13 protein-coding genes are annotated in these 12,343 nt (G+C 69.0%); all 13 read right to left on the bottom strand.

The window, feature by feature from the left end; all coding sequences use genetic code 11:
• Positions 1-911: 2-isopropylmalate synthase (locus I5I_RS01485; RefSeq protein WP_036315539.1), on the bottom strand; the 911-nt coding region annotated here is incomplete at its 3' end.
• A gap of 162 nt (positions 912-1,073) precedes the next feature.
• The gene (locus tag I5I_RS01480) at positions 1,074-2,021 is read right to left on the bottom strand and encodes a quinone oxidoreductase family protein (RefSeq protein ID WP_036315536.1); all 948 of its coding nucleotides are present in this window, start codon (positions 2,019-2,021) and stop codon (positions 1,074-1,076) included.
• Position 2,022: 1 nt separating this feature from the next.
• On the bottom strand, positions 2,023-2,925 hold the full coding sequence (gene era / locus I5I_RS01475) for a GTPase Era (protein WP_036315535.1): 903 nt from the start codon (positions 2,923-2,925) through the stop codon (positions 2,023-2,025).
• Positions 2,922-4,241, bottom strand: a complete 1,320-nt coding sequence (locus I5I_RS01470; RefSeq protein WP_036315533.1) for a hemolysin family protein — start codon at positions 4,239-4,241, stop codon at positions 2,922-2,924. The genes era and I5I_RS01470 overlap by 4 nt, the downstream gene beginning before the upstream one ends.
• Entirely contained in the window at positions 4,238-4,705 is a 468-nt protein-coding gene (gene ybeY, locus I5I_RS01465) for an rRNA maturation RNase YbeY (protein WP_036315531.1), read from the bottom strand. The genes I5I_RS01470 and ybeY overlap by 4 nt, the downstream gene beginning before the upstream one ends.
• Complete coding sequence (locus I5I_RS01460) at positions 4,702-5,844, bottom strand: PhoH family protein (protein WP_036315528.1); 1,143 nt, start codon at positions 5,842-5,844, stop codon at positions 4,702-4,704. Before I5I_RS01460 ends, ybeY begins: the two co-directional genes overlap by 4 nt.
• Positions 5,837-6,184 (bottom strand): HIT domain-containing protein, encoded by a 348-nt coding sequence (locus I5I_RS01455; RefSeq protein ID WP_036315526.1) that lies wholly within the window; start codon positions 6,182-6,184, stop codon positions 5,837-5,839. The genes I5I_RS01460 and I5I_RS01455 overlap by 8 nt, the downstream gene beginning before the upstream one ends.
• A gap of 23 nt (positions 6,185-6,207) precedes the next feature.
• Positions 6,208-6,960, bottom strand: coding sequence for a 16S rRNA (uracil(1498)-N(3))-methyltransferase (locus I5I_RS01450; RefSeq protein WP_036315524.1), 753 nt, complete (start codon positions 6,958-6,960; stop codon positions 6,208-6,210).
• Between the two features lies 1 nt (position 6,961).
• Complete coding sequence (gene dnaJ, locus I5I_RS01445; protein ID WP_036315521.1) at positions 6,962-8,071, bottom strand: molecular chaperone DnaJ; 1,110 nt, start codon at positions 8,069-8,071, stop codon at positions 6,962-6,964.
• A 52-nt stretch (positions 8,072-8,123) separates the two neighbouring features.
• Positions 8,124-9,161 carry a heat-inducible transcriptional repressor HrcA gene (gene hrcA, locus I5I_RS01440; protein ID WP_036315520.1) on the bottom strand — a complete coding sequence of 346 codons (1,038 nt, stop codon included), beginning with the start codon at positions 9,159-9,161 and terminating at the stop codon, positions 8,124-8,126.
• Positions 9,162-9,219: 58 nt separating this feature from the next.
• A complete protein-coding gene (gene hemW / locus I5I_RS01435; protein ID WP_036315513.1) occupies positions 9,220-10,437 on the bottom strand; it encodes a radical SAM family heme chaperone HemW in 1,218 nt (405 codons plus the stop codon).
• Positions 10,437-11,087, bottom strand: coding sequence for a DUF1990 family protein (locus I5I_RS01430; RefSeq protein ID WP_036315511.1), 651 nt, complete (start codon positions 11,085-11,087; stop codon positions 10,437-10,439). The genes hemW and I5I_RS01430 overlap by 1 nt, the downstream gene beginning before the upstream one ends.
• Before the next feature lie 28 nt (positions 11,088-11,115).
• On the bottom strand, positions 11,116-12,343 hold a 1,228-nt coding region (lepA, locus tag I5I_RS01425), incomplete at its 5' end, for a translation elongation factor 4 (protein WP_036315540.1).

The following is a 12,343-nucleotide window of genomic DNA, read 5'->3' as shown; positions in this document are numbered from 1 at the left end:
ATGCCCTGCGTCAGCATGTTGATGCCCAACGCGACGAGATCGACGTTGCCGGTGCGCTCCCCGTTTCCGAACAGGCAGCCCTCGATGCGGTCTGCTCCGGCCATGTAGCCGAGCTCGGCGGCGGCGATGGCCGTCCCGCGGTCGTTGTGGGGGTGCAGGGAGATGATGACGTTCTCGCGGTGCGCGAGGTGACGGCCCATCCATTCGATCGAGTCGGCATAGACGTTGGGCGTGGCCATCTCGACCGTTGCCGGCAGGTTGATGATGACCTTGCGCTCAGGAGTGGGCTCGAAGATCTCGATCACCTGGTTGCAGATGTCGACGGCGAACTCCAACTCGGTGCCGGTGTAGGACTCGGGCGAGTACTCGTAGTACACGGCGGTCTCGGGGATGCGCTTCTCGAACTCACGGCACAGCCGTGCCCCGTTCAGAGCGATGTCGATGATGCCCTGCTTGTCGCTGCGGAAGACGACCTCGCGCTGCAGGACGCTCGTCGAGTTGTAGAGGTGCACGATCGCCTGCTTCGCTCCGGCGATCGCCTCGTAGGTGCGCTCGATCAGGTGCTCACGCGCCTGCGTCAGCACCTGGATGGTCACGTCGTCGGGGATCAGGTTCTCTTCGATCAGCTGACGGACGAAGTCGAAGTCGGTCTGGCTCGCGGAGGGGAAGCCGACCTCGATCTCCTTGTAGCCCATGCCCACGAGCAGCTCGAACATGATGCGCTTGCGCTCGGGGCTCATCGGGTCGATGAGGGCCTGATTGCCGTCGCGCAGGTCGACGGCGCACCAGCGCGGAGCCGTCGTGATGCGGGCATCGGGCCAGGTGCGGTCGGGCAGGTCGACGCGGATCTGCTCGTGGAACGGGCGGTACTTGTGGATCGGCATGCCGGAAGGCTGCTGCATGTTCTTCATGGGGTTCGCTTCTCTTCGTCAGATGGTGCGGGCCGAGTGTCAGACGATGACAAGCTCCGCGACGAGGAGGGCCCTAGAACGAGGTCTCGTCGCGGCGGCTAAGAAGGAGGCCGAACGCGCGCATAGGGACAGCGTACACCTGTCCGTCGAACTCGACGAAACTCACGGGACCAGTGCCAGGGCTCCCCCGGCGTGTCCCTCGGCCAACAGGGCGAGCGCCGCAGGCGCATCGGTGAGGGGGAACGTACGTGCCACCGGGACGGCCAGAGTGCCGGCGTTCGCGGCCGCGATCAGGCCTGCCCGCGCCGCGTCGCGGAAGCGCGCGCTGTCGGGCAGTGCCCCGGCGATCCAGTGGAATCCGTCGGCTTTCGCCCGCGACGGCGACACGATCGTCACGATCCGAGCACGGTCGGCGACCAGCGCGAGCGACACGTCGATGGCCTCATCCGTCCCGACAGCATCCAGCGCCGCGACGATGGGGACGTCACCGGCGATCGCGACCGCCCGCTCGAAGAGCCCCGGTCCGTAGGCGACGGGCTCGCCGCCGAAGCGCCGCACGCGCTCGAACGAGCTTTCGGCCGCCGTGCCGATGACATGGATGCCGCGCAGCGCCGCCAACTGCAGCACGGCGACGCCCACGGCACCCGACGCGCCGTGCAGGAGGATCGTCTCTCCCGGCTTCGCCGCGACGACGTGCAGCATCTCCGCGGCGGTCGTGCCGGTCAGCAGCAGATTCGCCGCCTCCGGATGGCTGAGCGGCTCGGGCTTGTGGAACACCTTCGCGGCATCCACCGTCATCTCCGTCGCATAGCCGCCCTGCACGCGGAAGGCGACGACCTCGTCACCTTTCGCCGCGGGTCCCGACCCGATCTCCGTATCGAGACCGATCGCGGTGATCTCGCCCGACACCTCGTACCCGATCGGCACAGGCCAGGACTGCCCGTTCTCGGCGGCGACGTGCTTGGCGTCGGCGGGGTTCATGCCCGCCGCGCGCACGCGGATCGTCACCTCTCCGGGGGCCGGGGCGGGAACCTCGACCTCGGCGAGTTCCCACGTCTCGGGCCCACCGGCCCGTACCGCCCGCCACTGCCGTGCCGTCGTGTGCGTCATGTCAGAATCCCAGCCTTCCGAGTTGCTTCGGATCGCGTTGCCATTCCTTGGCGACGCGCACGTGCAGCTTCAAGAACACCTTGGTGCCCACGAGCGGTTCGATCTGGGCGCGGGCGCGCGCGCCGACCGACGCGAGGCGCGAGCCCTTGTGCCCGATGATGATGGCCTTCTGGCTGTCGCGCTCGACGACGAGGTTCGCGTAGATGTCGGTCAGCTCGCCCTCGTCGCGGCGGGAGATGTCGTCGATCGTGACGGCGATCGAGTGCGGCAGTTCGTCTCGAACGCCTTCCAGCGCTGCCTCGCGGATGATCTCGGCGATGCGGTCCTCCAGCGACTCATCCGTGACGACACCGTCCTCGTAGAGGGCGGGTCCTTCGGGCATGAGCGTCAGCAGCTCGTCGGCGAGCACGTCCAGCTGCTCGTTCGCGACGGCGGAGAGGGGGATGACGGCATCCCAGTCCTCGCGCAGACTGTCGACCTCCATCAGTCGTTCGGTGATCTCGTCGCGCGATGCGATGTCGGTCTTCGTGACGATGGCGACCTTCTTCGCGCGGGGGTACCCGTCGAGGGATGCCGCGATACGCCGGTCGCCCGGACCCACCTTCTCCGTGGCCGGCACGAGGAAGCCGATCGCGTCCACGTCGCCGAGGACCTGCTCGACGAGGTCGTTCAGGCGCTGGCCGAGCAGCGTGCGCGGCTTGTGGATGCCGGGGGTGTCGACGATGACGAGCTGGCCGGCGGGGCGGTTGACGATGCCGCGGATCGCGCGCCGCGTCGTCTGTGGCTTGTCGGAGGTGATCGCGACCTTCTCACCCACCAGGGCGTTCGTCAGCGTGGACTTGCCGACGTTGGGTCGGCCGACAAAGGTGACGAACCCGGAGCGGGTCTGCGGGCTGGCGGTCATCGGTGGGAGTCCTCCCGATCGGTGCGGTTGTCGTCGCCGAAGGCGGCGTCGACGGCGAGCAGGCTGTCGGTGGGTTCGACGAACACGGTGGCCAGGCCTCGTCCGCGTCCGCGGGAGGCCCCTCCCGTCAGCCGCAGCCCGGAGTACTCCGCGGTCGCCCCCGGCAGGGGCACGCGGCCGAGCAGCTTGCCCAGCAGGCCGCCGATCGAGTCGACGTCCTCGTCCTCCAGCTCCATGCCGAACAACTCCCCGACCTCGTCGAGTCCCAGTCGTGCGCTCACGCGGAAACGTCCCTCGCCGAGGTCGACGATCTCGTTGGAGCGGGCGTCGTACTCGTCGGAGATCTCGCCGACGAGCTCCTCGATGAGGTCTTCGAGGGTCACGAGTCCCGACACGCCGCCGTACTCGTCGACGACGAGACAGACATGCACGGCATCCCGCTTCATCTGCTGCAGGAGCGTTTCGGCCTTCATCGACTCCGGGACGAAGACGGCGGGGCGGGCGATCTGTGCGACCGGCGCGTCACGCCATGCGGTCTCGTCGCGATACGCGAACTGCACGAGGTCTTTGAGGTAGACGACGCCGGTGATGTCGTCGGCCTCGCCGTCGGCGACGGGCACGCGCGAGACGCCCTTGTCGAGGAAGAGCTGCATCGCCTGCTGCGTGGTGGCGGCGGCATCCATCGTCACCATGTCGGTGCGCGGAACCATCACCTCGCGCACGTACGTGTCGGTGAACTCGAACACGGAGTGGATGAGCTCGCGGTCGTCCTCTTCGATGAGGTCCTGGGACGCGGCCTCGTCGACCATGCTCAGCAACTGCTCCTCGCTGGCGAACGACGCTCCGCGATGGATGCCGGGGGTCACCCGGTTGCCGACGATGACGAGCAGGTGCGCGAGAGGGCCGAGGACGATGCGCGCGCCGCGCACGAGCGGCGCGCACGCCCGCAGCAGTCCGCGCGCGTGCTGGCGGCCCACGGCGCGGGGGCTCGCCCCGACCAGGACGAACGACACCACGGTCATCAGCACCGCAGCGGCCAGCATGGCCCACCAGATGCTGTCGAACGCGATCGTGAACGCCACGGTCACGACGACGGCCGCCGTCGTCTCGGCGAGGATCCTGATGAATACGACGGCGTTGCCGTGCGCCTCGGGATCGGCGCCGATCCGGCCGAGAGCGGCCGCGCTGCGTCCTGTCGTCGCCATCTCGGCGAGGTCGGCGCGCGAGGTGACGCCGAGCGCCGCATCCAACGCCGCCATCAGACCGCCGAGCGCGACCAGGAGGGCCGCCGCGATGAGGAGGAGGATCTCTGTCATGCGCGTCGTCGGCGCTCCGACGCGTGGAATGCCGCAATCAGATCGCGCTGCAGACCGAACATCTCGCGCTCCTCCTCGGGCTCGGCGTGATCGAAGCCCAGGAGGTGCAGCAGTCCGTGCGTGGTGAGCAGGATCAGCTCGTCGACGGTCGTGTGGCCCGCCGCCTGGGCCTGCGTCTCGGCGACCTGGGGGCAGAGCACGATGTCGCCCAGCAGACCCGGCGGCGTGGGCTGCTCCTGCGTTCCCGGTCGCAACTCGTCCATGGGGAAGCTGAGCACATCGGTGGGACCCGGTTCGTCCATCCACTGCACGTGCAGGGCCTCCATCGCGCCCTCGTCGACGAGGAGGATCGCGACATCGGCATCCGGACTGACGTGCAGCTCGGCGAGGTTGTTCTCGGTCAGACGCAGCAGCACGGTCTCGTCGATCTCGACGCCGGACTCATTGGTGATCTCGATGGTCATGAGCGTCCTCGCTGTGTTCCGTGGGGGCCTTGGTGTCCCCGGTTGTCCCGGGGCGGCAGGTGGTCTCTCGGTCCGCTGGAGCGCGGGATGCCGCTGCGGCGCTCGGCGCGGTTGGCGAACTCGGCGGCCTCGTCGCGCTCTCGCCGTGCGGCGAGACGCTGCTCGTCGTACACGCTGTACGCGTCGACGATCCGGCCGACGAGGCTGTGGCGCACCACGTCCTCACTCGTCAGCATCGCGAAGTGGATGTCGTCGATGTCCTTCAGCACGCGGGTGACCAGCCGCAGCCCCGAGGCTCCTTGCGGCAGGTCGACCTGCGTGATGTCACCGGTCACGACCATGTGGGTGCCGAAGCCCAGACGTGTGAGGAACATCTTCATCTGCTCCGGCGTCGTGTTCTGGGCCTCGTCGAGGACGACGAACGAGTTGTTGAGCGTCCGCCCGCGCATGTACGCCAACGGAGCGACCTCGATCGTGCCCGACGCCATGAGCTTGGGGACGATCTCGGGGTCCATCATCTCGTTGAGCGCGTCGTAGAGCGGGCGCAGGTACGGGTCGATCTTGTCGGTCAGGGTGCCGGGCAGAAAGCCCAGGCGCTCCCCCGCCTCCACCGCCGGTCTGGTCAGAATGATGCGGTCGACTTCCTTGCGCTGCAGGGCCTGAACGGCCTTCGCCATCGCGAGGTAGGTCTTTCCGGTTCCGGCAGGACCGATGCCGAAGACGATCGTGTTCTCGTCGATCGCGTCGACATACCGCTTCTGACCGAGTGTCTTCGGGCGGATCGTGCGCCCGCGCGAGCTGAGGATCGCCTCGCCGAGCACTTCTGACGGGCGTTCGCCGGTGTCGGCGCGGAGAATACGGTTCGAGGTCTGCACGTCGGAGGGTTCGAGACCTTGACCTGCGCGGGCCATGGCGATCAGCTCATCGACCAGAGCGCGGGCGCGGGCGACGGAGGCGGGAAGGCCGGTCAGTGTGATCTCATTGCCGCGCACGTGCACCTGCACGTCGGGGTGTTCGCGCTCCACGACCCGCAGCAGCCGGTCCTGCGGTCCGAGCAGCTGGACCATCGCCACGCCGTCGGCGAGAATCCGGTCGACGGCGGGTGCGGTCGCGTTCGCGTCGTCGGTGGAATCAGCCACCGAGGCTCCCCTCGTCCAGTCCTCCCGCGAGCACGTGCGCGTGGACGTGGAACACGGTCTGGCCGGCGGCCGGACCGGTGTTGAACACGAGGCGGAAGTCGCCGTCGGCGTGTTCGGCGGCGAGCGTGTTCGCCAGCCCCACCATCTCGCTCATGAGAGCCGGGTCGGATGCGGCGAGCTCGACGACGTCGCGGTAGGCGGCGCTCTTGGGGATCACCAGCAGGTGCACCGGTGCCTGTGGTGCGATGTCGCGGATCGCGAACACGTTCTCGGTCTCGGCAAGGATCTCGGCCGGGATCTCGCCCTCCAGGATGCGCGTGAAGATGGACGGTTCGCTCATACTCCGAGTGTAGTCAGCGCCCGTCACCAGCGGCCGAGGCGGGCGTTGACCACGGCGAGGGCAGCCGGTCCCGCGGTGGAGGTGCGCAGCACCGTGTCGCCGAGGCGGACGGCGATGGCTCCGGCATCCGCGAGCGCGTCGAGTTCGTCGGGAGCGATGCCGCCTTCGGGGCCGACGACGAGAACGATCTCCGCGCCGTCGGCCACAGGGACGGCGCTCAAGGCCGTGGCGGCTGTGGGCTCCAGCACGAGAACGCGCGCGTCCGCGGCACGTGCGGCGAGGCCGGCGACGGACACCGGCGCCGACACGCGCGGAACCCACGGGCGGTGCGCCTGCTTGGCGGCTTCGCGGACGATGCTCTGCCAGCGTGCGACGCCCTTGATGGCCTTGTCGTCGCTCCAGCGCGATACGCTGCGCGCGCCCTGCCACGGCACGATCTCGTCGACGCCGAGCTCGGTTGCCGCCTGCACCGCGAGCTCGTCGCGGTCGCCTTTCGCAAGCGCCTGAGCGAGCACGAGGCGCGGGCTGGGTGACGCGGCGACGGTGCGGGCGGTCACCGTCACCGCGACGCGTTTGGGTGCGGATGCCGCGACGACACCGGTGAGCCAGACGCCGGCACCGTCGCCCACCGTCACCTCTTCGCCGACGCGGACGCGACGCACGACCGCCGCGTGATGAGCCTCGGCACCGGCGATGATGATCTCGTCGCCCGGAGCGGCGTCGGCGACGGCGGGCCCGTCCGCCGACGGCTCGTCGACGAGGAAGTGCAGAGCCATCTCAGCCGCGGAACCGGTCGCGAAGCTTCGAGAACATGCCCTGGTGGAACTGCGCCAGGCGGGGAGCCGGGGCCTTCGTCCGCTTGGCGAAGTCCTCGATGAGTGCGCGCTCCTTGGCGTCGAGCTTCGTCGGCGTGACGACCTGCACGCCGACCCGAAGGTCGCCGCGGGTGCCGCCGCGCAGGGGCGTGATGCCGCGGCCCTTGATCGTCAGGACGTCACCGGACTGCACTCCGGGGCGCACCTCGAGGTCAACGTCGCCGTCCAGCGAGGAGATCGTGGTGTGCGTGCCGAGGATCGCATCGGGCATCGACACTTCGAGGGTGGCAAGCAGGTCATCGCCCTCCCGGCTGAAGACCTCGTGGGTGGCGACGGTGACCTCGAGGTAGAGATCGCCGTTCGGACCGCCCGCGGGGCCGACCTCCCCGGAGCCCGGCAGCTGCAGGCGGAGTCCGGTCTCGACGCCCCCGGGGATGTCGACCGAGACCGTCCGCCGCGCGCGGACGCGGCCCTGGCCCTGGCAGCTCGCGCACGGGTAAGGGATCGTGGTGCCGTAGCCCTGGCAGGTGGTGCAGGGCTGAGAGGTGACGACGTTGCCGAGGAGGCTGCGCACGGTGCGCTGCACCTGACCGGATCCGTGGCAGATATCGCAGGTCGCCGGTTGCGTCCCGGGCTGGCAGCACGATCCCTGGCACGTCTCGCACAGCACCGCCGTATCGACCTCGATGTCACGGTGTGTCCCGAACACGACGTCGCCGAGATCGAGGGTCACCCGTACCAGCGCATCCTGGCCGCGCTCACGGCGCGAGCGCGGCCGGCCGGCGCGCGCTCCCCCGCCGCCGAAGAAGGTCTCGAAGATGTCGCCGAAGCCGCCGAAACCCGCGCCGCCTCCGCCGAAGGGCGAGCTGTCGCCGCCCATGTCGTAGCGCTGGCGCTGCTCCGGGTCGCTGAGGACGTCGTAGGCATGGGTCACGAGCTTGAAGCGCTCGGACGCGTCCGCTCCCGGGTTGACATCGGGGTGCAGTTCGCGCGCGAGACGCCGATACGCCTTCTTGATCTCGTCGGGGCTCGCATCGCGGGATACGCCCAGGACTTCGTAGTGGTCGGCCACAATCGCCTTTCCTGCCCTTGCGGGCGCGGGTCGGTGTTCGGGAGCGGATCGCTCAGCGGGACGTGTCGTCCTCGTCGAGCAGTCGGCTCAGATAGTGCGCGACGGCGCGGACCGCCGCGAGGTTGGTGGGGTAGTCCATTCGGGTGGGGCCGAGGAGGCCGACGCGCGCGCGTGCACCCGTCGCGTCGTACTCGCTCGTCAGGACGGAGGCCTCCGTGAGCCCGAAGGGCTCGTTCTCCCGGCCGATGCTCACCGCGAGTCCCTGCTCGTCGGCGACCATCTCGCCCATCAGACGCAGCAGGGTGACCTGCTCCTCGATGGCCTCCAGCAGCGGATAGATGCTCCCGCGGAAGTCGCTCTCGCGCCGCGCGAGCGTCGCGCTTCCGGCCATCACGAGCCGGTCCTGGCGGAAGTCCTCCAGCTCCTCGCCGACGATGCGCGCGACGGTGCGCAGCGCGGCGTCGATGCGGGTGCCGTCGGGGGCCGACGCCGAGAGCTCGACGATCGCGGCCGCAGCCTCTGCGACGGGCTTGCCCGTGACCAGCCGCGAGATCGCCGTCTTGACCTGCGGGGCGGCCTCTTCGGTGAGTTCCTCGGCGAGGAAGGCCACGCGCTGGGAGACCCGGCCGGTGTCGGTGACGACGATGACGACGACGCGTGCTCCGCCTAGGTGCACGAACTCGACGTGGGTGACGTTCGCGCGGGCGAATGACGGGTACTGCACGATGGCGACCTGGCCGGTGAGCTGGGTGAGGGCGCGCACGGTGCGCATCAAGAGTTCGTCGAGGTCGCCCGGGTCGGTGAGGAACGACGAGATCGCCGAACGCTGCGCCGCCGACAGCGGGCGCAGCTCGGCGAGATGGTCGACGAACACGCGATATCCCTTGTCGGTGGGCACGCGTCCCGATGACGTGTGCGGCGCTGCGATGAGCTCCTCGTCCTCGAGGAGCGCCATGTCGTTGCGGATGGTCGCGGCGGACACGCCGAACTGGTGCCGTTCGACGATCGCCTTGCTGCCGACGGGCTCGTGGGTGTCGACGTAATCCTGCACGATCGCGCGGAGGACCTGCAGGCCGCGTTCCGAGACCATCGCTCCTCCTTATTGGCACTCAGGGTGATCGAGTGCCAATATTACCGCGATCGTGTGCTCAGGCGGTGAGGGCGCGCACCACGGCATCCGCCAGCAGACGTCCACGGCGAGTGAGGACGACGCGCCCGCGCACGGCGGATGATCCCTCGATGAGCCCGTCGGCGATGAGCGCGGCCACCGCGTGGCGGCCCTCGCCGGTTAGCTCGGCCACCGCGATGCCCTCCGCGATGCGCGAGCGCAGCAGGACGTCCTCGAGTCGCCGTGCGGCGGCATCCGGGCGCTCGCGAGCAGCCGCAGGAGAGGCGCCGGCGGCGAGGCGCTGCGCGTATGCGGCGGGGTGCTTGACGTTCCACCATCGCAGTCCGTCGACATGACTGTGCGCCCCCGGCCCGTAGCCCCACCAATCCGTGCCGCGCCAGTATGCGAGGTTGTGGCGAGAGCGGTGGGCGGTGTCCGTCGCCCAGTTCGACACCTCGTACCAGCCGAATCCGTTCGCGGCGAACGTCGCGTCGGCCAGCTCGTACATGTCGGCCTGGAGGTCGTCATCCGGTGCGGCGAGCTCGCCGCGGCGGATCTGGCGCTCGAGCTTGGTGCCCTCCTCGATGATGAGCGCGTACGCGGAGATGTGATCCGGTCGCAGCGCCACGGCTGCCTCGATCGAGCGGCGCCAGTCGTCCAGCGACTCCCCCGGTGCACCGTAGATCAGATCGACGCTCACATCCAGGCCCGCCGCGCGTGCCGCGTGGACCGCGGTCTGCACCGAGGCGGGGTCGTGGGTGCGGTCGAGGGCGGCCAGCACGTGCGGCACGGCCGACTGCATGCCAATCGACATGCGGGTCACGCCGGCCTCGGCGAGCTCGTGAGCCATCGCGACGGTCACGGTATCGGGATTGGCCTCGACGGTGACCTCGGCATCGGTCGTCAGCGCGAATGCCGCCCGGATGCCGTCGAGCATCCGGGCCAGATCCCCCGCCGGCAGCAAGGTGGGTGTGCCGCCACCGAAGAACACCGTGGATGCCGCGCGCAGAGGCCCTTGCTGTGACAGCACGCCCCGTGACAGCTCGATCTCGCGGAGAACCTCGTCGGCGTACGCGTCCTGGCGAGCGCCACGCAGCTCTGTGGCCGTGTAGGTGTTGAAGTCGCAGTAGCCGCAGCGCACGCGGCAGAAGGGCACGTGCACGTACACGCCGAAATCACGGACCGGATCGATCACGATGTCAGACGGCAGCGCGCCGTCGATCGGAGCGGGGTCGCCGAGAGGAAGGGCGGAGCCCATCAGGCAGGCGTCGTGTACAGCGGTGAGAGGGCGCGCAGGTACCCGCGGAAGAGCTCGCGCCGGCGACGCTTCACCAGAGCCGGAACGACGCGGTAGAGCGTGGCGACGGGACGGTCGAAAGCGCGCACCGTGAACCGGACTTCGTCGTTGTCCGCCCAGGTCACGACGAACGATTCCTCGCCGCTGACGACGGAGTCCCCGACGGTTCCGAGTGCAAACCCCACGCGTCGCGGCTCTTCGATCGCGTAGATGACGCGCAGCTCACCGTCCGCGTTCATGCCCTTGACATGTCCCCGCACCCGCACGGTCGTTCCCGCCGCGACGTACGGCGTGCCGTCGGCGTCGAAGCGCTGATCGGCGTCCATGCGGCTCGCCACCGTCGGATTGCCGTCGACGTCGTAGCCGACTCCCGTGTACATCGGGCCGGCAGCCGGACGCACGTCCGAGATCTCCAGCCCGCGCACGCGCAGCGCCGTCCACGAGAGCAGCGCGTCGGCCGATGACTCGAAGCGCGCCTGCCCGCTGCCGAGCAGCCAGGAGTCCTCCGCCGGAACGCTGTTCTCGGGCGGATAGCTCATGAGGTCGTGCGCCTGCGTGGCGCCGACGGCGGCATAGTCGACCGTGTCGTCCTGAAAGCTTCCGCGACGCATGATGTCCAGCCTAACCGGGGCGTCCTGCCTACTTCTTGTCCTTGCCCTCGACGTCGCCGGAGAGCGCGGCGATGAAGGCTTCCTGGGGCACCTCGACACGACCGACCATCTTCATGCGCTTCTTGCCCTCCTTCTGCTTCTCCAGCAGCTTGCGCTTACGGGTGATGTCGCCGCCGTAGCACTTGGCGAGAACGTCCTTGCGGATGGCTCGGATGTTCTCGCGCGCGATGATGCGTGCGCCGATGGCGGCCTGGATGGGCACCTCGAACTGCTGGCGCGGAATGAGCTTGCGGAGGCGTTCGGTCATCAGAGTGCCGTACGCGTACGCCTTCTCGCGGTGGACGATCGAGCTGAACGCGTCGACCTTCTCACCCTGCAGCAGGATGTCGACCTTGACCAGATCGGCCTCCTGGGATCCGGCGGGCTCGTAATCGAGGCTCGCGTAGCCCTGTGTCTTGGACTTCAGTTGATCGAAGAAGTCGAAGACGATCTCGCCGAGCGGCATGTTGTAGCGCAGCTCGACCCGGTCCTCACTGAGGTATTCCATGCCGAGGAGCGTTCCGCGGCGCTGCTGGCAGAGCTCCATCACCGTGCCCACGTAATCCTTGGGCAACAGGATGCCGACCTTGACGACCGGCTCGGAGACACTCGCGACGCGCCCGTCGGGGTACTCGCTCGGGTTGGTGACCGTGACCGACTCGCCCGTGTCGGTCGTGACCTCGTACGTCACCGAGGGTGCCGTGGTGATGAGGTCGAGGCCGAACTCGCGCGACAGGCGCTCCGTGATGATCTCCAGGTGCAGCAGGCCCAGGAACCCGCAGCGGAATCCGAAGCCCAGGGCGACGGAGGTCTCCGGCTCGTACTGCAGCGAGGCGTCCGACAGCTTCAACTTGTCCAGCGCCTCACGCAGGTCGGCGTAGTCGCTGCCGTCGATCGGGTAGATCCCGCTGAACACCATCGGCTTGGGGTCGGTGTAGCCGGCCAGGGCTTCGCTCGCGGGCTTGCGGTGGTTGGTGATCGTGTCGCCGACCTTCGACTGGCGCACGTCCTTCACGCCGGTGATCAGGTAGCCCACTTCGCCGACGCCGAGGCCCCGGGTCGGAACCGGCTCGGGGCTGGAGACACCGATCTCGAGCAGGTCGTGCGTCGCGCGCGTGGACATCATCTGGATGCGCTCGCGCGGCTCGAGCTTGCCGTCGACCATGCGGACGTACGTCACCACGCCGCGGACTCTAGAGGATCCCCGGGACCGAGCT

Origin of the sequence: Microbacterium sp. B24 (assembly GCF_000333415.1) — a bacterium.
GTDB lineage: Bacteria > Actinomycetota > Actinomycetes > Actinomycetales > Microbacteriaceae > Microbacterium.
The sequence above is the reverse complement of the archived record's forward strand: the minus strand, read 5'-3'. Positions and strand labels throughout refer to the sequence as shown.